The 20,284-nt window shown below is 66.4% G+C and carries 22 protein-coding genes and 1 tRNA gene; 18 read left to right on the top strand and 5 right to left on the bottom strand.

Translation table 11 applies throughout. From position 1 onward, the window contains the following. Nucleotides 1-118: 118 nt before the first annotated feature. The 12 genes from ubiG (at nucleotide 119) to dcd (ending at nucleotide 8,492) form a co-directional block, all read left to right on the top strand. Nucleotides 119-874: a bifunctional 2-polyprenyl-6-hydroxyphenol methylase/3-demethylubiquinol 3-O-methyltransferase UbiG gene (ubiG, locus tag F2Q65_RS16520; RefSeq protein ID WP_150094515.1), complete on the top strand. Its 756-nt coding sequence runs from the start codon at nucleotides 119-121 to the stop codon at nucleotides 872-874. Next, entirely contained in the window at nucleotides 871-1,857 is a 987-nt protein-coding gene (gene pip, locus F2Q65_RS16525) for a prolyl aminopeptidase (RefSeq protein ID WP_150094516.1), read from the top strand. Before ubiG ends, pip begins: the two co-directional genes overlap by 4 nt. Then, nucleotides 1,854-2,291, top strand: a complete 438-nt coding sequence (gene dtd, locus F2Q65_RS16530; protein WP_150094517.1) for a D-aminoacyl-tRNA deacylase — start codon at nucleotides 1,854-1,856, stop codon at nucleotides 2,289-2,291. Before pip ends, dtd begins: the two co-directional genes overlap by 4 nt. Nucleotides 2,292-2,582: 291 nt before the next feature. After that, entirely contained in the window at nucleotides 2,583-3,188 is a 606-nt protein-coding gene (gene hisB, locus F2Q65_RS16535) for an imidazoleglycerol-phosphate dehydratase HisB (protein ID WP_150094518.1), read from the top strand. 67 nt (nucleotides 3,189-3,255) lie between these two features. Next, complete coding sequence (gene hisA / locus F2Q65_RS16540) at nucleotides 3,256-4,002, top strand: 1-(5-phosphoribosyl)-5-[(5-phosphoribosylamino)methylideneamino]imidazole-4-carboxamide isomerase (RefSeq protein ID WP_150094519.1); 747 nt, start codon at nucleotides 3,256-3,258, stop codon at nucleotides 4,000-4,002. Between the two features lie 10 nt (nucleotides 4,003-4,012). Beyond that, entirely contained in the window at nucleotides 4,013-4,333 is a 321-nt protein-coding gene (locus F2Q65_RS16545; RefSeq protein WP_150094520.1) for a phosphoribosyl-ATP diphosphatase, read from the top strand. A 156-nt stretch (nucleotides 4,334-4,489) separates the two neighbouring features. Then, a complete protein-coding gene (gene tatA / locus F2Q65_RS16550; RefSeq protein WP_150094521.1) occupies nucleotides 4,490-4,762 on the top strand; it encodes a Sec-independent protein translocase subunit TatA in 273 nt (90 codons plus the stop codon). Between the two features lie 71 nt (nucleotides 4,763-4,833). Next, nucleotides 4,834-5,268, top strand: a complete 435-nt coding sequence (tatB, locus tag F2Q65_RS16555) for a Sec-independent protein translocase protein TatB (protein ID WP_150094522.1) — start codon at nucleotides 4,834-4,836, stop codon at nucleotides 5,266-5,268. After that, nucleotides 5,265-6,473: a twin-arginine translocase subunit TatC gene (gene tatC, locus F2Q65_RS16560; RefSeq protein ID WP_246156294.1), complete on the top strand. Its 1,209-nt coding sequence runs from the start codon at nucleotides 5,265-5,267 to the stop codon at nucleotides 6,471-6,473. The genes tatB and tatC overlap by 4 nt, the downstream gene beginning before the upstream one ends. A gap of 42 nt (nucleotides 6,474-6,515) precedes the next feature. Beyond that, on the top strand, nucleotides 6,516-7,496 hold the full coding sequence (locus F2Q65_RS16565; RefSeq protein WP_150094523.1) for a LysR family transcriptional regulator: 981 nt from the start codon (nucleotides 6,516-6,518) through the stop codon (nucleotides 7,494-7,496). 66 nt (nucleotides 7,497-7,562) lie between these two features. Beyond that, nucleotides 7,563-7,913 (top strand): helix-turn-helix domain-containing protein, encoded by a 351-nt coding sequence (locus F2Q65_RS16570; protein ID WP_150094524.1) that lies wholly within the window; start codon nucleotides 7,563-7,565, stop codon nucleotides 7,911-7,913. Nucleotides 7,914-7,922: 9 nt separating this feature from the next. Then, the gene (gene dcd / locus F2Q65_RS16575) at nucleotides 7,923-8,492 is read left to right on the top strand and encodes a dCTP deaminase (protein ID WP_150094525.1); all 570 of its coding nucleotides are present in this window, start codon (nucleotides 7,923-7,925) and stop codon (nucleotides 8,490-8,492) included. A gap of 51 nt (nucleotides 8,493-8,543) precedes the next feature. On the opposite strand, the gene F2Q65_RS16580 is transcribed toward dcd, so the two are convergent. Both F2Q65_RS16580 and F2Q65_RS16585 read right to left on the bottom strand, forming a co-directional pair. Continuing rightward, nucleotides 8,544-8,966 (bottom strand): SseB family protein, encoded by a 423-nt coding sequence (locus F2Q65_RS16580; protein ID WP_150094526.1) that lies wholly within the window; start codon nucleotides 8,964-8,966, stop codon nucleotides 8,544-8,546. Next, a complete protein-coding gene (locus tag F2Q65_RS16585; RefSeq protein ID WP_150094527.1) occupies nucleotides 8,963-10,189 on the bottom strand; it encodes an alkaline phosphatase family protein in 1,227 nt (408 codons plus the stop codon). The genes F2Q65_RS16580 and F2Q65_RS16585 overlap by 4 nt, the downstream gene beginning before the upstream one ends. 167 nt (nucleotides 10,190-10,356) lie before the next feature. On the opposite strand from F2Q65_RS16585, the gene F2Q65_RS16590 reads away from it, so the two are divergent. The 4 genes from F2Q65_RS16590 (at nucleotide 10,357) to F2Q65_RS16605 (ending at nucleotide 13,696) form a co-directional block, all read left to right on the top strand. Beyond that, complete coding sequence (locus tag F2Q65_RS16590; protein WP_150094528.1) at nucleotides 10,357-11,043, top strand: uracil-DNA glycosylase; 687 nt, start codon at nucleotides 10,357-10,359, stop codon at nucleotides 11,041-11,043. Next, entirely contained in the window at nucleotides 11,040-12,872 is a 1,833-nt protein-coding gene (gene uvrC, locus F2Q65_RS16595; protein WP_150094529.1) for an excinuclease ABC subunit UvrC, read from the top strand. Before F2Q65_RS16590 ends, uvrC begins: the two co-directional genes overlap by 4 nt. Nucleotides 12,873-12,963: 91 nt before the next feature. Beyond that, entirely contained in the window at nucleotides 12,964-13,524 is a 561-nt protein-coding gene (pgsA, locus tag F2Q65_RS16600; protein WP_150094549.1) for a CDP-diacylglycerol--glycerol-3-phosphate 3-phosphatidyltransferase, read from the top strand. Nucleotides 13,525-13,620: 96 nt separating this feature from the next. Further along, nucleotides 13,621-13,696, top strand: a tRNA-Gly gene (locus tag F2Q65_RS16605). 102 nt (nucleotides 13,697-13,798) lie between these two features. On the opposite strand, the gene F2Q65_RS16610 is transcribed toward F2Q65_RS16605, so the two are convergent. Both F2Q65_RS16610 and F2Q65_RS16615 read right to left on the bottom strand, forming a co-directional pair. Further along, nucleotides 13,799-14,692, bottom strand: coding sequence for a polysaccharide deacetylase family protein (locus F2Q65_RS16610; protein WP_150094530.1), 894 nt, complete (start codon nucleotides 14,690-14,692; stop codon nucleotides 13,799-13,801). After that, the gene (locus F2Q65_RS16615) at nucleotides 14,692-15,564 is read right to left on the bottom strand and encodes a GNAT family N-acetyltransferase (protein ID WP_150094531.1); all 873 of its coding nucleotides are present in this window, start codon (nucleotides 15,562-15,564) and stop codon (nucleotides 14,692-14,694) included. Before F2Q65_RS16615 ends, F2Q65_RS16610 begins: the two co-directional genes overlap by 1 nt. Before the next feature lie 193 nt (nucleotides 15,565-15,757). On the opposite strand from F2Q65_RS16615, the gene F2Q65_RS16620 reads away from it, so the two are divergent. Next, entirely contained in the window at nucleotides 15,758-16,792 is a 1,035-nt protein-coding gene (locus tag F2Q65_RS16620; RefSeq protein ID WP_170265788.1) for a thioredoxin fold domain-containing protein, read from the top strand. Between the two features lie 173 nt (nucleotides 16,793-16,965). After that, complete coding sequence (locus F2Q65_RS16625) at nucleotides 16,966-17,352, top strand: H-NS histone family protein (protein WP_150094533.1); 387 nt, start codon at nucleotides 16,966-16,968, stop codon at nucleotides 17,350-17,352. A gap of 68 nt (nucleotides 17,353-17,420) precedes the next feature. Here F2Q65_RS16625 and F2Q65_RS16630 read toward each other — a convergent pair whose 3' ends face one another. After that, nucleotides 17,421-20,282: a peptidase associated/transthyretin-like domain-containing protein gene (locus F2Q65_RS16630; protein WP_150094534.1), complete on the bottom strand. Its 2,862-nt coding sequence runs from the start codon at nucleotides 20,280-20,282 to the stop codon at nucleotides 17,421-17,423. Nucleotides 20,283-20,284: the final 2 nt, after the last annotated feature.

The following is a 20,284-nucleotide window of genomic DNA, read 5'->3' on the forward strand; positions in this document are numbered from 1 at the left end:
TTCCGAATCGCTGCATTTTCAGCGGCTTGCGCCGCTAAAAATGGCGGGGCCTCCTGCCCCGCACGGAAAATGCTGAATAAATCAGCGTTTTCCTAAACCCGACGCAGGAAACAGTATCTTGACGACCCCGCATCTGAACGCCCCGGACATCGACCCCGACGAGGTCGCCTACTTCGAGAACCTGGCGCATCGCTGGTGGGACGAGCAGGGGCCGTTCTGGCCGCTGCATCGGCTCAACGACTTTCGCGCGGACTACATCCGCACGCAACTCTGTGCCGCCTTAGGCCGCGATGCGGCCGCCCAGCACCCGCTGCAGGGCCTGTCGATACTGGATATCGGCTGCGGCGGCGGCATCCTCAGCGAGTCCATGGCCCGGCTTGGCGCCCGCGTCACCGGCGCCGAGATCACGCCCAAGAACGTCCGCGTGGCGCAGATCCATGCCCAGTGGAGCGGCCTCGACATCGACTACCGTCTGACCACCGCCGATGCCCTGGCCGAGGCCGGGGAGACCTTCGATGCAGTGCTGAACATGGAGGTGGTGGAGCATGTGGAGAACCTGTCCGGCTTCCTGTCCAGTTGCGGCCGGCTGGTGCGTCCCGGCGGCGTGATGATCCTGGCCACCATCAACCGCACGCCGCTGGCCTGGCTGATGGCCATCGTCGGCGCCGAGCGGGTGCTGCGCTGGCTGCCCAAGGGTACCCACCAGTACCGCAAGCTGGTGCGGCCGGCCGAGGTGACGGCGGCGCTGGGTCCGGCGTTCACCGAGCGCCACCGCACGGGGGTGCGGGTGAATCCGTTCAATCGCGCCTTCTCCTACAGCCGCTCCATGGCAGTCAACTACATGCTGGTGCTGCAGCGAGAGGCAGGCGCATGAGCGAAGCGACAGCGGGCAATGCGCCGACATGGGCCGAGACCCTGTATCCGGCCCTGGAGCCCTATGCCGTCCACCGGCTGCCGGTGGGTGGCGGGCATGAGCTGTATGTGGAGGAGAGCGGCAATCCGCAGGGTATTCCGGCCCTGTTCCTGCACGGGGGTCCAGGTGCGGGCTGCAGTGCGGCGCATCGGCGGTTCTTCGACCCGTCCCGCTACCGCATCGTGCTGTTCGATCAGCGTGGCAGCGGCCGGTCCGTGCCCCATGCGTCGCTGCAGCAGAACACCACCTGGGATCTGGTGGCGGATATCGAGCGGCTGCGGGAGTCGCTGGGGGTCAGCCGCTGGCTGGTGTTCGGCGGCTCCTGGGGCTCGACCCTGGGGCTGGCCTATGCACAGGCGCATCCGCAGCGGGTGGCGGCGTTGGTGTTGCGCGGCATCTTCCTGTGCCGGCCGGAGGAGATCCGCTGGTTCTATCAGTCCGGTGCGCACTGGGTCTTTCCGGACCACTGGCGGGCCTTCCTGGCGCCGATTCCGCAGGCGGAGCGGGGCGATCTGCTGCATGCCTATCACCGACGGCTGACGGGGGATGATGCCGCCCTGCGTCAGGCGGCGGCGGAGGCCTGGTCGATCTGGGAGGGGCGATGCTCGACGTTGTTGCCGAGCGCTGAGGTCCGTGAGGCCTTTGGCGATGCGCATACGGCCCTGAGTCTGGCGCGGATCGAGGCGCATTTTTTCGTCCATGATGCCTTCCTGGAGCCGGAGCAGTTGCTGCGCGATGCGGGGCGGCTGCGGGATATTCCGGGTGTCATCGTACATGGGCGGTACGATCTGATCTGTCCGCTGCGCTCGGCGTGGGAGCTGCATCAGGCCTGGCCGCAGGCGGACCTGCAGGTGATCCCGGATGCGGGTCATTCGGCCTTCGAGCCGGGCATCGCCCGGGCGCTGCGGGCGGCCACGGATCGCTTTGCCCGGGAACTGGCGTGATCGGGTTGTTGCAGCGGGTGACCCAGGCCCGGGTGGATGTGGACGGCTGCAGCGTGGGGGCCATCGGTCGCGGTCTGCTGGTGCTGGTGGGTGTTCAGCGCGGTGACGATGAGGCCCGTGCGCGGCGCTTGCTGGAGCGGTTGCTGGGGTATCGGGTGTTTCCTGATGCGGCGGGCCGGATGAATCTGAGTGTGCGCGATGTGGGTGGCGGCTTGTTGCTGGTGCCGCAATTTACCCTGGCGGCGGATACCCGCAAGGGGATGCGTGCGAGTTTCACGTCGGCGGCGGCGCCGGAGGAGGGGGCGCGGTTGTTCGCGTTGTTGCTGGAATGGGCCCGCGAGGTGCATGCGCCGGTGGCCAGTGGTCGCTTCGGCGCGGACATGCAGGTGTCGCTGGTGAACGATGGTCCGGTGACCTTCTGGCTCGAGACCTGAATTTCGCTGAGGCGTCGGCGCTCGCGGACTGGTGACGGCGTTCGGGTACGCCGTGAACCAAGGGCGATCGAGACCTCCGACCGCTGTCTGAGGAGTCGACGCTGTTTTGGGGGTTGGGGTCTTCGACCGTGGGGTAGTGACGGACCGCCCATCCTCGTTTCTTCCCGTGTTTGCTCTGCGTCCTCCGCGTCTCTGCGGTTTGAATGCATTAGGCGTGCAAGGAAACAAGGGCGGTGCGAAACCGGGGGAGGCTGGTACAATCGTTGGATCAAGGTTCAGGATGAGGCAGCCGTGACCGAGCAGCAAGCACATCGCACTGCGCAGATCGAGCGCAATACGCTGGAGACGCAGATCCGTGTGGGGGTCGATCTGGACGGCAGCGGCCGTTCCAGTTTCGACACCGGCGTCCCTTTTCTGGAGCACATGCTGGATCAGGTGGCGCGGCACGGGCTGATCGATCTGGACATCGTCGCGGAGGGTGATCTGCACATCGACGCCCACCACACGGTAGAAGACATCGGCATCACCCTTGGACAGGCGCTGGCGGCGGCGCTGGGGGGCAAGAAGGGCATTCGCCGCTACGGGCATGCCTATGTGCCGCTGGACGAGGCGCTGTCGCGGGTGGTCATCGATCTGTCCGGCCGGCCGGGTCTGACGTTCAATGTGGATTTCCGCCGTGCGATGATCGGTGGCTTCGACGTGGATCTGTTTCAGGAATTCTTTCAGGGGTTGGTCAACCATGCGGCGATGACGCTGCATGTGGACAATCTGCGCGGCGGGAATGCCCACCATCAGGCGGAGACGGTGTTCAAGGCCTTCGGGCGTGCCTTGCGCATGGCCGTGGAGCCGGATCCGCGCATGGACGGCATCATGCCATCCACCAAGGGCTCGCTGTGACGGCAACCGACGGCGGCGGCGCCAACCCAACCCAAGGCTCAACCCCAGTCATGTTTGGATACCGGCCATGCTATTGATTCCTGCCATCGATCTGAAGGACGGCAACTGTGTCCGTCTGCGCCAGGGGCGGATGGATGACGAGACCGTCTTTGCGGATGATCCGGTGCAGGTGGCCCGACGCTGGGCCGATGCCGGCGCGCGCCGGCTGCATCTGGTGGACCTGAACGGTGCCTTCGCCGGCGAGCCGGTGAACGGCGACGCGATCCGCGCCATCGTAGCGGCCTGTCCGGACCTGCCGATCCAGGTGGGCGGGGGCATCCGCGACGAGCGCACCATTGCCGCCTATCTGGATGCCGGCGTGACCTGGTGCATCATCGGCACGCAGGCGGTCAGGGAGCCGGAGTTCGTGGCCCGGGCCTGCGCCGCCTTTCCCGGGCATGTGATCGTGGGCCTGGACGCCCAGGACGGTCAGGTGGCCATCAGTGGCTGGGCCGAGGTCACGGAACACCGGGTGGAGGATCTGGCCCGGCGTTTCGAGCACGACGGCGTCGATGCCATCGTCTACACCGACATCGGTCGCGACGGCATGCTGAGCGGGCCCAACATCGAGGCCACGGTGCGGCTGGCGGAGGCGGTGGCGACGCCCGTCATTGCCTCTGGCGGCATCACGCGGCTGGACGACGTACGGGCGCTGGCAGCGGTGGCGGATGCGGGCATCGTCGGTGCCATTACCGGGCGCGCCATCTACGAGGGCACGCTGGACTTTGCCGAAGGCCAGCGCGAGGCCGACGCCCTGTCTGCTGTGACCGCCTGAGGGCTGAACCATGTCCGATGTCCTGAACCGGCTGGCCGATGTGCTGGAGCAGCGCAAGCAGGCAGAGCCCGATTCGTCCTATGTTGCCCGGCTGTACGCCAAGGGCCTGGACGCCATCCTGAAGAAGATCGGCGAAGAGGCCACAGAGACCGTCATGGCGGCCAAGGACGGGCAGCCGGACAAACTGGTCTACGAGGTCGCCGACCTCTGGTTCCATTCGCTGGTGCTGCTGGCGCAGCAGGATCTGCATCCGGACGCGGTGCTGGCGGAACTGGACCGCCGCTTCGGCCTGTCCGGCCTGGAGGAGAAGGCCGCCCGCGGTCGCCAATGAGACTGCGCCGGCCCCGCAGCGGATCCTGCAGGCGGGCGAAGGATTGCGGTATGATGCAGCCCGCATTCGGGGGCGCGGGACGGCGGTTCGCGGGCGAATCCCGACCGGTTTCAAGCGATAATCGACTGCCCCAGACGGGGAGTCACGGAGGTCATGATGGGCGTGGGCGGTATCAGTATCTGGCAGTTGTTGATCATCCTTGTGATCGTGCTGTTGCTGTTTGGCACCAAGAAGCTGAAGAACATTGGCTCGGATCTGGGTGGCGCGGTGAAGGGCTTTCGCTCGGCCATGACCGATGCCGACAAGGACAAGGACAAGGACGAGGCCGATGCAGTCAAGCAGATCGACGAGCCGGCGGAGACGCTGAAGGCGGAGCGCAGCAGCGAGACCGCCTCGACCACGCGTGCTTCGGAAAAGGATAAGGCCTGATCCGGGCAGCCGCCACCCAGTAGGTGGATGGCGTGCGCTGACAATGGCATACGGCTGAGGTCCAGGCAGACATGTTCGATATCGGTGCCCTCGAACTGGTCATGATCGGCGTCATTGCGCTGCTCGTGATCGGCCCTGAGCGGTTGCCCAAGGTCGCCCGCACCGCTGGCCTGTGGCTGGGCCGCGGGCGCCGGGCGTTCATGTCGGTGAAGGCCGAGATCGACCGCGAGATCAAGGCGGAAGAACTGAAAGAGATCCTGCGCAAGCAGGCCGAGGACAATCCGCTGGAGACCATCATCGAAGAGACAGGCCAACTGGCCGACCAGCTGAACAGCCCGTTGACCGGCGAAACGGTCCGCAAGGCCGGCGAGACCTCCGGCAACAAGGCGGGCGACAGCGCAGGCACGCGTTCCGGTAATCCGGCGGGCGCTGCATCGTCCGCTGACGGCTTCGGCGACGACCAGGTCGGTCGGGCCCGGCCCGACCAGCGCGGGACTGTGGCTTGATCGGGTCCGCGTCCAACGGGCAGTCCGACGACGGCCTCGGCGAAGAGCAGCCGTTCCTGTCCCACCTGGTGGAACTGCGCGATCGGCTGCTGCGCATGGTCGTGGCGGTCCTGGTCGTCTTCGTCGTGCTGTTCCCGTTCGGCAACGACATCTACACCATGATCGCCGAGCCGATCCGGGCGCAGTTGCCGGAAGGCTCCCAGATGATCGCCACCCAGGTGGCGTCGCCGTTCCTGACGCCGTTCAAGCTGGCGCTGGTGGCGGCGGTGTTCCTGGCCATGCCGTATCTGCTCTACCAGCTCTGGGCATTCGTTGCCCCGGGACTCTATACCCACGAGAAGCGCCTGGCCGTTCCGTTGCTGACGTCCAGCATCGTGCTGTTCTACCTTGGCATGGCGTTTGCGTACTTCGTGGTGTTTCCGCTGGTGTTCCGCTTCTTCACCTCGGTCACCCCCGAGGGTGTGGCGCAGATGCCGGACATCGCCTTCTATCTGGAATTCGTGCTGAAGCTGTTCTTCGCCTTCGGCATCGCCTTCGAGATCCCCATCGCCACCATCCTGCTGGTCGCCATCGGTGCCACCACGCCCGAGGCCCTGGGTCGCAAGCGTCCGTACGTGATCGTCGGGGTGTTCATCGCCGGCATGCTGCTGACGCCGCCGGACGTCATCAGTCAGACGCTGCTGGCGATACCGATGTGGCTGCTGTACGAGGCGGGCATCTTCTTCTCCCGCTTCTTCCAGCGGCGGGCCGAAGCCGGCGCAGCGGGCGGCGCACCGGCACCGGACCCCGGCCAGGGCGGAGGCGGCGGTTTACCCGTGACCGGTTCCGGCGGTGGTGCCGGTTCCAGCGCCGGCTTTCGTTCCACGTCGGATCCGGAGCCGGAAGTGGGGCGCGACATCGATGGCGGCGACATGTACGAACCCGGCCGCTACCGCCCGATGACGGCGGCGGAGATGGAGGCGGAGCTCGACGCCATCGAGGCGGAAGAGGCCGCCGCCGACGCACGCGACGAACATGACGCCCCGTACGTGCCCGGCCCGGCCTCCGCCGATGCCCTGGAGGCACTCATCCGCCAGGCCAACGCCCTGCGGCTGGACGGACAGGTCGCGCCCGCGCGGGCCCTGCTCTATCGCGTGCTCGAAGACGGCGACGACGACCAGCGCCGGGTTGCGCGCAACATCCTGGCCGATCTCGACCAGCTATGACCGGGCCCGTGTCGGCCAGACCCCGATGAGAGGCAATTGCCCATGGCCGCCAGCCAGCAGATCCATTACAAGCAGAACCGGCTGAAGCAGCTGCGGGCCTTCTGCCATGCCGCCCGCACCGGCAGCGTCAGCGCGGCAGCGGAAAAGATCTTTCTCAGCCAGCCCACGGTGTCGTTGCAGATCCAGGCGCTGGAGCGCGAACTGGACACCGTGCTGTTCGAGCGACGCGGACCCAAGATCCGCCTGACGCCTGAGGGTGAGCTGCTGTACGAACTGGCGCAGCCGCTGGTGGAAGGCATGGACAAGCTGCACGAGACCTTTTCCGTGCAGTGCGGCCGCATCGACCAGGGCACCCTGGATATCGCTGCCGGTGAGTCCACCATCCTGTACATCCTGCCGGAGCCTGTGCGGCGGTTCGTCGACCAGTATCCCGGCATCGAACTGCGCCTGCACAACGTCACCGGCCGCGACGGTCTGGCCATGCTGCGGGCCGACGAGGTGGACCTGGCCGTAGGCTCCTTGATGGAGGTGCCCGACGACGTCACCTACCGGCCGGTGGTCACCTACGGCCCGGTGCTGATCACGCCCCAGGACCACCCGCTGGCCAACAAGCGCGACGTGACCCTGGCGGAGATCGCCGAATACGGGCTGATCCTGCCGCCGCGGCATCTTAGCACCTGGCGCATGGTGGACCTGGTGTTCAGGCAGCATAACCTGAGCTACAAGGTGACCCTCGAGGCCGGCGGCTGGGAGGTGATCAAGAAATACGTCGAGCTCGGCCTGGGCATCTCCATCGTCACCGACGTCTGCCTCACCGGCAAGGAAGCCCTCGGACGGGTGCCGCTGGAACAGTATTTCCCGCGTCGCAGTTACGGTATCGTATTGCGCCGTGGCAAGTTCCTCTCGGCCCAGACGAAGAAATTCCAGGAAATACTCGATCAGGTCTATCCTGAAGCAGCGGCCCATGTGGCGCGGCAGCAGCGCAGCGGCGATGTCGACTGGGAAGACGGCCTGCTGGGCTGAACGCTCGGCACATCGCCCCGAGGACCCTCTCGTTCCATCATTTACCGTGTATTCGCAGGCACTACAATGAACACGCTCAACAAACAGATCGGCCAGCGCCTGAAGCAGGCCCGGCAAGCCCAGAAACTCAGCCTGTCGGAACTGGCGGGGCGCACCCGCACCCTGTCGAAGTCTCGCATCAGCAACTACGAGCAGGGTATCCGGCGCATGGGCGTCGAAGAGGCGCAGGAGATCGCCGAGGCCCTGGGCGACGTGACCGCCAGCCACCTGCTGTGCCTGGACGAGAACTCCCCCGTGACCGACGAGGAACTGGCCCTGGTCGATCGCTACCGGGGCGGCGATCTGCGTGGCCGCAAGACCGTGCTGAAGGTCGCCGAGACGCAGGCGCGCTTCGCCGCCCGCAGCGGGAGCCGTTAGTCCCAGTCCATGTCTATCAAGTCCGACCACTGGATCCGTCGCATGGCGACGGAGCAGGGGATGATCGAACCCTTCGTCTCGGGCCAGGTGCGTGAGTCCGAGACCGGCGAGCGGCTCATCTCCTATGGCACCTCCAGCTATGGCTACGACATCCGCTGCGCCGACGAATTCAAGATCTTCACCAACATCAACTCCGCGGTGGTGGACCCGAAGAACTTCGACTCGTCGAGCTTCGTCAACCTGCAGTCGGATGTCTGCATCATCCCGCCCAATTCCTTTGCGCTGGCCCGGACGGTGGAATACTTCCGCATCCCCCGCAATGTGCTGACCATCTGCCTGGGAAAATCCACCTACGCGCGCTGCGGCATCATCGTCAACGTGACACCGCTGGAGCCGGAGTGGGAGGGCCACGTGACCCTGGAGTTCTCCAACACCACCCCGCTGCCGGCAAAGATCTACGCCAACGAAGGCGTCGCCCAGATCCTGTTCCTGGAGTCAGACGAGGTATGCGGCATGTCCTACCGCGACCGCGGCGGCAAGTACCAGGGCCAGACCGGCGTCACCCTGCCGCGTCCGTAGCGCAGGTGACGACTGGGCGGGAAGCGGCGCATCGCCCACGCATCGCCCAGCCTAGGCCTGTCCATGGGCGCCAGATGACCCGGCAAGCTGCGCCACATCCCGGGCCTCGAAGTCCATGCCGTATGTCTGGTCCGGATTCAGCGAAATCCCGAAGCCGATGCCCAGCTTCTCGAAGATCCAGGTCAGCTCTGTCACCAGACCCCCGCCGTAGCCGGGAAAATCCCGTACAAAGGCCTTCGCCCGCTCCGGACTGGTGAACAGCACCAGCACTTCGCCGCCGTCATCGCTCACCAGCTTCAGCGGCTGCGCCCGCTGATCCGACTGCAGCCCGCCGATGGCATGCCGCTCATAGATCGGCATGAACACCTCCGAGCCCAGCAGCGTCTCGATGAACTGCTCCGGCGGGATCTCCCCGTTCTGAGCGGCGACCAACTGGCGCTCAAGGGCGTTTTGTGGCACAAAATCGGCCGTCATGTCTGGCTCCTCCGCGTGAAAAAGGCGGCTTGATGCGCAGGCCCGGCATCCAGGACGCAGAGCGGCACCATCAGCTCCGCCGGACTCAGGCCACCATGCACGCCAATGTGCCGAAAAGGTTTCTCGAACGGTAGATAATCGCGAATCACAGCATGACCGCGCCCAAGCAGGGTATAGTCGCCCACCCGCTGCTCCAGTTGTGGATGCGGCCGACCAGGACCGAACAGGCCACCGTCCACCAGCTCGCGGCTTCGATACAGCGCAAAGCGGTCCCCCAGCACATCCCGGCAATAGTCCTCGAACACCGCGACCCGGTGCGGGCGCACATAGCAGAAAGCCGCCCGAGGCTCGCCGCACAGGGGCAGCGTCAGGCAGTCGGCCAGCTGCGGATGATCCGACAGCCGCGTCTGATCCGCCTCGCTGGTGTCGATCTGGCCGTGGTCGGCGCAGACCAGTATCCGTGTATCCGTGCCGGCGGCCAGGCGCAGAAAGTCCTCCAGCCCCTGTTCCAGCTGACGCAGATGCTGCACGGCCGCCTCGCTCTCCATGCCGCGCTCATGGCCGATGCTGTCCAGCCCGGGCCAGTACAGATAACTGTAGCTGTGCGAGCGGCACTTGCGCAGGATCCGGGCGGTCTCCTTGAACATCTGCCGCAGGTTCTCGAAGGTGCGCAGCTGGGCCGCACCCAGGTGCGCCCGGTTGTAGTCGGAATGGGCGATGTGCGCCGGCGAGACGACGAACGTCTGCGCCTGCATCCGGTCGAATACGGAGCGATGGCCGAACAGCGCCGCAGCGTCGATATGCGCCTGGTGGTAGCCGACGCCGCCGTAGCGCGGGCGTCCGGGCAGTACCGCCATGACACAGCCGAGTTCGCGCATCCAGGTGTGCCAGCCGGTCAGGGCATGCTGCTGCGGGGCGTCGCCGGTGAGGTAACTGGTGATGGCTGTCGCCGTCGTGGGCGGAAACACCGACGTGATGGCGCCGCGGACATGACTGCCGAAGATGCCGCCTTGGCCGTGGCGCTTTAACCAGTCGGCCCCCAGGCCGTCGATCACCAGCAGCACGATGTGCTGCACATCCGCCAGTTCCGCCGCCGGCAGCAGGTCCAGGTCGGCATGGTCCGCAGCGCCGCCGCGGGCGCGGATCAGCGACGCCATCAGGTTGATGATGCCGCCGCCGTGGTAGCAGGGCGCTTGCAGATCGTCCTGGAGAGGGATGCTCATGCCCGGAGCATAGCGGAAGGCGGCAGCGGGTGACAGTGCGCAGGCGCCGCTGCCTGAGCATTGCGTCGATTGGCGTTACAATCCGGAGCGCAAGGCAGATTCCCTGCATCTCCGACTGCCGATACCCAGCCGCTCGAAACGTGTTTGAACATAGCAGGAAGGCGTTGATGCCGAGACCAGACAACGGACCATCCGCAGGGGAGGTCACCCATGCCACACTGTTCGATGCCGACTGCACACGCTGCCCGCGGCTGGTGGCATTTCTCCGTCAGGTGCGGGCGCGCCATCCGAGCTACCACGCGCGTCCGGTGCCATCCTTCGGCGACCTCGGCGCCCGGCTGCTGATTGTTGGGCTGGCGCCCGGCATGCACGGGGCCAATCGCACCGGTCGGCCCTTCACCGGGGACTTTGCCGGCATCCTGCTGTACCGCATGCTGCATGCCCACGGCTTCGGCGCGTTGCCCGAGTCGGTGTCCGCGGACGACGCGCTGGTGCTGACCGACTGCCGCATCACCAATGCGGTGAAATGCCTGCCGCCGGAGAACAAGCCGACCACCGCCGAGGTGCGCAACTGCAACCCCTTTCTGGCGGCGGAACTGGCGGCGGTGCCCGCCGGCGGGGTGGTTCTTGCCCTGGGGCGCCTGGCGCACAATGCCGTGCTGCGCGCACTGGGTCTGCGGCAGTCCGCGTACCCCTTTGCCCATGCCGCCGAGCATCTGCTGCCCGACGGCCTGCGGCTGCTGGACTCCTATCATTGCAGCCGCTACAACACCCAGACCCGGCGCCTGACCGAGGCCATGTTCGACGCCGTGGTGGCCCGCTGTCGCGCCCTGCTGGAGACGTCCGCCGCATGAGTGCGCCCGGCAGCAGCGGTTTCGACCACCGCGCGGCGCTGCGGCAGATCCCGGCCGAGCCCGGTGTCTATCGCATGCTGGATGCCGAGGGCACGGTGCTGTACGTCGGCAAGGCCAAGGTGTTGAACCGCCGCGTCGGCAGCTATTTCGGGCGCGCGCTGAACCGGCGGCTGCAGCTGATGGTGTCGCTGATCGCCGACATCCAGGTGACGGTCACCCGCACCGAGGGCGAAGCCCTGCTGCTCGAGAACAACCTGATCAAGGAGCACCGGCCGCGCTTCAACGTGCTGCTGCGCGACGACAAGAGCTATCCCTACATCTACCTGAGCAGCCAGGACCGCTATCCGCGGCTGGCCTTCTACCGCGGGCCGCGCAAGGGCAACGGGCGCTATTTCGGCCCCTATCCCAGCGCCTGGGCCGTGCGCGAGACCCTGCAGTTGCTGCAGAAGCTGTTTCCGGTGCGGCAGTGCGAAGACAGCTTTTACGCCACCCGGTCGCGGCCCTGTCTGCAATACCAGATCAAGCGCTGCTCCGCCCCCTGCGTGGGCTTGATCACGCCGGAAGACTATGCCGTGGATGTGCGCCACAGCATCCAGTTTCTGGACGGGCGGGCGGACGAGGTGATCGCCGATCTGGTGTGCCGCATGGAGGATGCGGCGGAGGCCTTGGCCTTCGAGCGCGCCGCGGCGTTGCGCGATCAGATCGCCACCCTGCGGCGGATTCAGCAACGCCAGTACATCACCGCCGATGGCGGCGACCTGGACATCGTCGCCGCCGTGGAGGAGGCGGGCACTGTCTGCGTGCAGGTGTTCTTCATCCGCGCCGGGCGCAACCTGGGCAACAAGGCGTTCTTTCCCCAGGCGCCGGATGCCGCCGGGCGCGACACGGTGCTGGCGGCCTTTCTGACGCAGTTCTACGCCGACAAGGAGCTCCCGCCGGAGATCCTGGTCAATGCCGAGCCGGAGGAGCGTGCCTTCCTCGAGACCGCCTTCAGCCAGCAGGCTGGACGGCGTGTCAGCATCCGCCATCGGCTGCGCGGCGACCGCGCCCGCTGGCTGGAGATGGCCGAGCGCAACGCCGATCTGGCGCTGAAGTCGCGTCTCGGCAGTCGTGCCGGCTACGGCCGTCGACTGGAGGCCCTGCGCGATGCGCTGGATCTGGACGAGGTACCCGCACGCATGGAGTGCTTCGATATCAGCCACACCCGCGGTGAGCTCACCGTGGCCTCCTGCGTGGTGTTCGACGCCGACGGACCGCGCAAGGCGGACTATCGCCGCTTCAACATCGACGGCATCACCCCCGGGGACGACTACGCCGCCATGGAGCAGGCCCTGACCCGTCGCTACCGGCGTGTGCAGCAGGGCGAGGTACCCCTGCCGGACGTGCTCTTCATCGACGGCGGCAAGGGCCAGCTGAGCGCCGTGCAGGGCGCGTTGCAGGAGCTCGGCATTACCGGCGTGCAGCTGGTGGGTGTGGCCAAGGGCCCCGACCGCAAGGCCGGGGCGGAGCAGCTCTGGCTGCCCGGCGGCACGACGCCGATCCTGCCCGGCGCCACCTCTCCGGCGATGCACCTGGTGCAGCAGATCCGCGACGAGGCGCACCGCTTTGCCATCACCGGCCATCGCCAGCGCCGCGACAAGGCCCGGCGCACGTCGGCACTGGAAGAGATCCCGGGGGTGGGACCGAAGCGGCGGCAGAACCTGTTGCGCGCCTTCGGCGGCATGCGCGGATTGAAACGGGCCGCCGCCGACGACATCGCGGCGGTGGACGGCATCGGCCGGGAGCTGGCACAACAGATCCATGAGGCCCTGAACGGGCAGAACCTGTAAATGCGCATTGACCGCGATGGCGCTCCGGCGTCAGGCTATGACGAGCCCCGCCTGCCGGCCTCCATGGCCGATGAACGAAGGACGTGAAGTGATGTGGAACCTGCCGAACATCCTGACCATGCTGCGCATCGGGCTGATCCCGGTGTTCGTGGTCATCTTCTATCTGCCGGTGCCCTGGGCGCGGCTGGTCTGCGCCATCGTGTTCACCGCCGCAGCGCTGACCGACTGGCTGGACGGCTGGCTGGCCCGACGCCTGAACCAGACCTCTGCCCTGGGCGCCTTTCTGGATCCGGTGGCGGACAAGCTGATGGTGGCCGTGGCGCTGGTGCTGCTGGTGCAGGCCGATCCCACGGTGGTGATGGTGTTGCCGGCGGCCGTGATCATCGGTCGCGAGATCACCGTGTCGGCCTTGCGCGAATGGATGGCAGAGATCGGTGCCCGGGCCAAGGTGGCGGTGTCCATGGCGGGCAAGCTGAAGACTGCGGCGCAGATGGTGGCCATCGTGCTGCTGCTGCTGGGCGATGCCCTGTTCGGCCTGCAGCTGCGCCCCTTGGGGCTGGGGCTGCTCTATGTCGCCGCGCTGCTGACGCTATGGTCCATGTACCTTTATCTGCGCGCCGCCTGGCCCAGCCTGAGCGCACGCCCCGACTGATCGCCATGCGACCCAGGCGCGCATCCGATCGAAGGCTGAAATCAAAAAAGGGGGTTGACGGAATCTGACGTTCGACTATAATGGCCAACTTCTGACGCGGGAATAGCTCAGTTGGTAGAGCACAACCTTGCCAAGGTTGGGGTCGCGAGTTCGAGTCTCGTTTCCCGCTCCAAATCGAAAGAAAAGGTCGCTTCCAGCGGCCTTTTTTTTCGCCTGCGATTCACCCGTTCCGCCGCCGCCCCCGCACTGTCCTTGATGGCGGATTCGGCTTCGATCATGCGGGATGGGTGGCCATCCAGTGCCGTGCAATGTCCTCGCGCCGGCAGATCCAGACCGCGTCGCGCTCCAGCACATGGTCCAGGAAGCGTGCCAGCCCCGCGGCGCGGGCCGGATGGCCGCTGATGCGTCCGTGCAGGCCGATGCTCATCAGCTTGGGGCTGTGTGCCCCCTCCAGCCAGAGCTGCTCGAAGGCGTCTCTGAGCAGGCGAAAAAAGTCCTCGCCGGTGGCCAGGCCGTTGGGCAGCAGGTAGCGGGCGTCGTTGTTGACCAGGGTGTAGGGAATGATCAGGTGTGGCGGCGCGTCCGGCAGCCAGTAGGGCAGGTCGTCGTTGTAGGCGTCGGAGTCGTACAGCAGCCCACCCACTTCGCGCAGCAGTCGGCGAGTGTTCTGGCTGACGCGGCCGGTGTACCAGCCTACCGGTGGCCGGCCGCAGACGGACGCGATGATGTCGCGGGTGCGCTGGATGTGGTGGCGCTCCTCCGCCTCCGGGATGGTGCGGTAGTCCAGCCAGCGGTAGCCGTGGCCGGCGATCTCGTGCCCCGCGGCATGCAGGGCGCGGCCGATCTCGGGATTGAGCTCCAGGGCGCGGCCGACGGCAAAGGCCGTCAGCGGCAGCCCGCGGTCGGCAAACAGCGCCAGGATGCGCCAGACGCCGGCACGCGCACCGTATTCGTACATCCCTTCGACACTGAGGTCCCGCTCGCCGATGCGGGCGGGGCGGCCCGGGAGTTCGTGCAAATAGGCCTCTGAGCGGTCGTCTCCGTTGCCGATGCAGGACTCGGCGCCTTCCTCGACGTTGAGCACGCACTGCACCGCGACCCTGGCCCCTTCCGGCCAGTGCGGATGCGGCGGCCGGGGACCGTGGCCCCGCAGGTCGCGGTCGTGCATCAGCCGAGCTCGAAGGTGGTGACGCCGAAGACGTGCCGATGGGCGATGTTCGGGAATGGCCCCCGGTACATGCGCGCACAGCCAAACACCTCGACCATGCCGTGGCGCTGCGCCAGGGCAAGGGCGTCCGGATTGTTCTCGGGTACATCGAGAAACACCGGCCCGCCGGCGGCGAACACCGACAGCGCGGCATGCAGGGCCTCCGCCGCGGCGGCGTCGTCGGCGAACAGGGGGCCGATCTTGCAGCCTTCGCGGCAGCGGCGCACGACGCCGTAGCCGGCGAGCCGTCCGTCGCGCAGGCAGCCCAGGGCGCGCGCGTCCGGCAGGTCGATCCAGCCCCGCAGGAAGCGCGCCCGCGGTGCCGGGAAACAGCTGCGATCATAGGCCAGCACATCCGCGAACGGCAGCTGGTCCAGTGGAACGAGGGTCTCGGGCGGACGGGGCACAGCCGCTGATCCCGCCGGGACCTCGGCCCGGAAGCGGATGTCGCGGTGGGAGAACACGAAGCCGCCTCGGGCGTAGTAGTCCTGCATCGCGAAGACGCCGTCCATGCCGATGCTGGCGCCCGGCCCCAGCCGGGCCAGCAGGCGCTCGCGCCGCACATGCCAGAGCCGGTTACCGAACCCACGGCCGCGGAATTCCGGGCGGACGATGAAAAAGCCCATGAAGCCGAATTCATCGCCATAGGCGGTGATTGCGCCGCCGCCGATCAGTTCGCCGTCCAGTTCTGCGGCGATGTAGGCATCCGGGTCCGTGGCCCAGAACACTTCCGCGTCGTGCAGCCCCGGGTTCCAGCCCTCGCGAGCGGCCCAGTCCACCAGGGTATCGACTTCGCTGCGGGTCATTTGTCGGATCACGAAGGGGTCCGTCATCAGCAGTGTCCTCTTTACCTGCGGGTCGGCAAATACGGTACCGGTGTTTGAGGAGCGGCGCAATGCCGCATGGGGCAAAGTGGTGACGCCGGTATGTTAGTCTTGGCACCGATCCAGTCCATCACAATAACGCGGGGAGCGCATGATGACAGTCTGTTGGTTTCGCGGGTCGCAGACGAACGCCTTCAATCGCTTGAGCGCATTTGCTCTGGCCATCGCGCTGATACTCGGCGGATGGTCTGCGCTTGCCTCCGCCGCGCCGGCAGAATTCGATGACGGCGCCATCTATCAGGTGCGGCATCCGGAGTGGTTCAAGGAGAGTTTTCTCGATCTGCGCGATGATGCCGAGGAGGCCGCCGATGCCGGGAAACTGGGTCTGTTCATCTTTTTCAGCACCCAGGGTTGCTCCTATTGTCACCTGTTCATCGAGCAGAGTCTGAACGATCCGCAGATTGCCGCGCGCCTGAAACAGTCGTTCGACAGCTTCGGTCTGGAGATCTTCTCCGATGCCGAACTGACCGACTTTTCCGGCACACGCACGCGGGTCAAGACCTTTGCGCTGGACCAGGGTGTTCAGTTCGCACCGACCTTATTGTTCTACGATACCGCGGGCAAGCGCCTGCTGCGTCTGACCGGTTACTACCCGCCGGAACGATTCCGGCAGGTGCTGGACTATCTGATCGACGGCCATGTGCGCCGTCAGTCGTTGTCGGCCTATCTGGCGGAGACGGCGACCAATGCGGCCACTGCGGACGCGTCTGCAGGGTTGTTGCCGGACGCCCTGTTCTCGCCCCCGCCCTACGCCTTGGACCGCAGTCGTCTGCCCGCCGAACGGCCGTTGCTGGTGCTTTTCGAGGGCGCGGACTGCACCCGTTGCGCGCACTTTCATCAAACGGTGCTGAAGGACATGCCAACGCGTACCCGGCTGTCGGCGTTCGACCTGGTCCGACTGGATGCCGGGGACGCGCAAACGCCGGTGCTCACGCCAGACGGTGCCCGCGTCACGCCGAGAGACTGGTACCGCAGCCTCGGCTTCACCGAACTGCCGGCACTGGTCTTTTTTGACGAATCCGGCCAGGCGCTGATCGCCACCGATGCCCTGGTGCTCAACAGCCGCATGAACAACCTGATCGGCTATGTCACCGAACGCGCCTATGAACGGGGCTGGAACTACCAGCGCTATGCCCGCAGCCAGGGCCAGAAGCGGTTTCAGAATGCGTCTGAGTGACGCCCGTGGGTAATGGGCCGGGTCAATCTGATGAAACAGGGTAGGCATGCTTGCGAATGACTGCTTGATTGGCCGCTTGCCCGTTGTTTTCTGATTTTGTGAAGTATCCAAGACATTCCTTGACAAATGCATTACAATGCCGCCGGTCACATCACAAGCGGTAGGAGCATTGCATGGAATTGGAACACTTGAGCGTGGATGAACTGCGTCAGCGTAAGCTGGAGATGGAGCAGCAGCAAGCCGAAATGGATCGGCTTCTGGCGCAAAAGCTCAGGGAGACGCGGCGGGATTTTGTGCGCGAGTTGCGCGACCTGATCGAGGCCCGAGGCTACTCGGTGGAAGAGATCGGTGAGCAACTGGCCGGGCGTCGTCGCGGCGGTGGCGGTGCGCAACCCTCTGGCAAGTACTATGTCGATCCGCAGGACCCGGACAACGTCTACAAGCGCGGTCCGCTGCCTGGCTGGCTGAAGGACAAGATGCGTGCAGACGGCTATGACCCGGATAACAAGGCCCAACGCGATGACTACAAGGCCAGTCATCTGACCCTGGTCGAGGGCTGAGAGCGGCTGATCGCGGCACTCGGGAGACGCTGATTTACTGGCCATCCTGGCCAAAAATCAGCACGCGATCAGCCAGAGACCTTCAGCGGCGCCAGCATGCGCATGCGGCGGATCTTTTGCTCGACCCGGAACTCCAGTTCAGCGGTGTCGGCGGGCTGGGCCTCGACTGTATAGCGGGCCTGTTCGATGCTGGCGTTCTCGGGCAGGGCCTCCGGATCGATGGAGACGGTCCAGGTGCCGGGCGACAGGCCGGCGAAGCGGAATTCGCCGCGGCCGTTGGTCAGGCGCCGGTAAACCGCGTCGCCGTTGCGCACCTCCACCAGAATGCCGCCCAGCCCCCGGGTGGGCTCGAGTTCCCGTGCTGCCGGTTCCGGCGCGCGTTCCGGCTTCGCGGCCGTTTCCGGCGCCGCGTCCGGAAGGCTGCGGTCGACGCGCACGAAGGTCTGCGACGGCAGCAGGCTGGTGTCGGGCTGGTAGACCTGGATGATCCCGTCAATGGTGACGCCCTGGACATAGGCCAGTTCCACGCGGGTCTCCTCGTCGACGGTGAGATCCACCGGCAGCGGCATCTCGCCGACCGGGATCATGCCCACGGGCAGGTGGCCGCCAGCCACGTTCAGGCTGTGGTAACCGCGTTTCACCGTGGGGAAGGAAAAGAAACCGCGTGCGTCGGTGATGGCCACCAGGCGATCCAGGCGCAGCACCACGTTCGCCAGCCCCTCGCCAGTGGCCTGGTCGATCACCTGCCCGCGCAGCGTGGTGCGGTCACGCCGCCTGGTGGTCGGTACCTCGATGGGCACGGTGTAGGACAGCATGAGATTCAGATCGTCGCTGACGCCGTGGGCATACTGGGCCTGCACGCCGATGACATGGCCATTGTCACGCCGGTAGTTGTAGCGCGCTTGGGCAATGGTCTGGTTGTCGCCCCAGGCGGGCTCACCCTGCACGTTGAGGCTAAGATCGGACTTGTCGTTGATGGCGAGACTGGCGTTCATGCCCAGGGTGGGGGAGTTGTCCTGGTCGTAGCCGATGCAGGGGTCCAGGCTCCTGTTCACGTAGGCGCCCAGGCTCAGGCGCTTGTTGGGCCGCCAGGAGACGGCGCCGCGGTAGCCCTGGCCCGGCACCTGGTCTCCGGTCAGGCTGTCCATGCGTCGCCCCAGGTCAGCGCTGGCATTCAAGGTCAGATTCGAGTCCTTGAAGGTCCGGCTGTAGCCCAGCCGCAGCGCCTGGGTTTCGTCGTAGACCTGACGGTCGGTGGCCTGGGCGTTGCGACATTCCTTGTAGCGCAGCTCGGCCTGGTAGCGGCCGGCATCCGGGCGGCGGTAGGCCACGCCAACACCCGCGCTGCGCTCGGTACGGGCCGGGTCGATGATGACGGGGTTCTGATTCCAGTACCACGCGGCATCGGCAGCATACCGGTCGCGATAGCGCCGCTGGTCCTGCTTGTACTGGTCATAGCGGTAGAAGCCCCAGGCGGACCAGCGGGAGTCCTTGGGGCTGTAGGACAGGTCGATATGGGCGCGGTCCTGATTCTGGTACTCGCCGGCATAGCCTGCGTCGGCGTGCATCAGGTTCAGCCGATAGCGCCAGGGGGCGCCCGTTCGGGTCAGTTCCAGCCGATAGGCCGCACCGTCGCCCAGATCGCCGCGGCTGCCGGCCACTTCCAGGTCCAGGTTCAGCTCGGGGCGCAGCCGGATCTCCTGGCGCAGGCTCAGGGTCTGGTTGCGGCCGTCCTGGTCGTCCTGGGCATCCAGCAGATTCACGCTCAGCCACCAGTCGGGCCGTAGCTGACGGCTGATGGAGAGCGCCGCCTTCTGGCCCTCGCTGTAGGTGTCCCAGCCGTCCTTGGAGTCCCAGTCCTGGGTGTACCAGGTGGACAGCCGCCAGTGCTCCGAGCGCCAGCCCAGGCGCGCGCCAAAGCCACCGGCTCCCTGCTCGGTGAGGGGCGACAGGCGATAGCTCAGGTTGCCCAGCCCCCAGTCGAAGGCCTTGCCCTCATAGTCCATGTAGAACCGCGACGGCTGACCGAACAGGGTTGCCTCGTTGATGTCCGGCCCGCGAAAGAGAAAACTGAATCGACGCTCGCCCTGGTCGTCCAGCACGGCGCGGCCGGACCACTCCAGTTGCACCGCGCCGCCGAGCCTCTGCCGGTTGCCGTCCCAGCTGCCGCCGAGACTGCGCGTGAACTGCGTCTCCATGCTGCGGTAGAGGTCCTGCTTGCCGCTGACCCGGGGCAGGGTCTCGATGCTGCGCTCAACCTGCTCGCTGAGGCCCTGATCGGGTGCCGAGACCTGCAGGCGAATGCGGTCATGGGCTGGCTTGCTCAGGTCGCTGGGGTGCACCTGAATGGTCAGGGTTTCGGACTCGCCGGCGGCCAGTTGCAGGCTCCCGGCCGGCGGCGACAGGGCGGAGTCCTGACTACTGTCGAGGCTGTAGTTCAGGCTCAGCGCGGAGTTGCTGCCGTTGCTGACCTGGAACTGCGCCTGGTAGGGCTCGTCGACGATGGCGATCTTCGGCGCATCCAGCAGGTCCACCTGGAGCTTGTAGACCGGCAGCACGCGGATCTGCAGCGTGGCGCTGCCCAGTACCGCCCCGGGGTTGTCCTGTGCGATCACGCGGTAGGTCACGCGGTACTCGCCGGCCGGGGTGCGCTCGGGCGGAAAGAAGCTGACCAGACGCATGCTGGTGGCGCCCGGCGCCAGCCGGAAGGGAAAATTGGGGGTGATGGCGCGCCAGCCCTCGGGCAGCAGCAACTGGCCCTCGAAGGTGCCGTTGCCGCCACCGCGGTTGGTGACCTGAAACACCCGGGTGATCACTTCGCGGGGTTCCACGGTGAAGACCGTGGCGTCGGTTGCTGTCACGTCCAGGCCGCTCGCGAGTGCCGCGGTGGTCGCCAATAGCAAGGCCAGAAATACCCCAAGACGTGACATCG

It is taken from the genome of Thiohalocapsa marina (assembly GCF_008632335.1).
Taxonomy (GTDB): domain Bacteria; phylum Pseudomonadota; class Gammaproteobacteria; order Chromatiales; family Chromatiaceae; genus Thiohalocapsa; species Thiohalocapsa marina.

Excerpts from the sequence above, each read along its gene's own strand:
- F2Q65_RS16610 (WP_150094530.1), bottom strand. The coding sequence starts at position 14,692 with ATGCACGACCGCGACCTGCGGGGCCACGGTCCCCGGCCGCCGCATCCG.
- tatA (WP_150094521.1), top strand. The coding sequence starts at position 4,490 with ATGGGCGTGGGCGGTATCAGTATCTGGCAGTTGTTGATCATCCTTGTG.
- F2Q65_RS16580 (WP_150094526.1), bottom strand. The coding sequence starts at position 8,966 with ATGACGGCCGATTTTGTGCCACAAAACGCCCTTGAGCGCCAGTTGGTC.
- F2Q65_RS16625 (WP_150094533.1), top strand. The coding sequence starts at position 16,966 with ATGGAATTGGAACACTTGAGCGTGGATGAACTGCGTCAGCGTAAGCTG.
- F2Q65_RS16565 (WP_150094523.1), top strand. The coding sequence starts at position 6,516 with ATGGCCGCCAGCCAGCAGATCCATTACAAGCAGAACCGGCTGAAGCAG.
- pgsA (WP_150094549.1), top strand. The coding sequence starts at position 12,964 with ATGTGGAACCTGCCGAACATCCTGACCATGCTGCGCATCGGGCTGATC.
- F2Q65_RS16570 (WP_150094524.1), top strand. The coding sequence starts at position 7,563 with ATGAACACGCTCAACAAACAGATCGGCCAGCGCCTGAAGCAGGCCCGG.
- F2Q65_RS16545 (WP_150094520.1), top strand. The coding sequence starts at position 4,013 with ATGTCCGATGTCCTGAACCGGCTGGCCGATGTGCTGGAGCAGCGCAAG.
- dcd (WP_150094525.1), top strand. The coding sequence starts at position 7,923 with ATGTCTATCAAGTCCGACCACTGGATCCGTCGCATGGCGACGGAGCAG.
- F2Q65_RS16585 (WP_150094527.1), bottom strand. The coding sequence starts at position 10,189 with ATGAGCATCCCTCTCCAGGACGATCTGCAAGCGCCCTGCTACCACGGC.
- F2Q65_RS16590 (WP_150094528.1), top strand. The coding sequence starts at position 10,357 with ATGCCGAGACCAGACAACGGACCATCCGCAGGGGAGGTCACCCATGCC.
- pip (WP_150094516.1), top strand. The coding sequence starts at position 871 with ATGAGCGAAGCGACAGCGGGCAATGCGCCGACATGGGCCGAGACCCTG.
- F2Q65_RS16615 (WP_150094531.1), bottom strand. The coding sequence starts at position 15,564 with ATGACGGACCCCTTCGTGATCCGACAAATGACCCGCAGCGAAGTCGAT.
- uvrC (WP_150094529.1), top strand. The coding sequence starts at position 11,040 with ATGAGTGCGCCCGGCAGCAGCGGTTTCGACCACCGCGCGGCGCTGCGG.
- F2Q65_RS16630 (WP_150094534.1), bottom strand. The coding sequence starts at position 20,282 with ATGTCACGTCTTGGGGTATTTCTGGCCTTGCTATTGGCGACCACCGCG.
- hisA (WP_150094519.1), top strand. The coding sequence starts at position 3,256 with ATGCTATTGATTCCTGCCATCGATCTGAAGGACGGCAACTGTGTCCGT.
- tatB (WP_150094522.1), top strand. The coding sequence starts at position 4,834 with ATGTTCGATATCGGTGCCCTCGAACTGGTCATGATCGGCGTCATTGCG.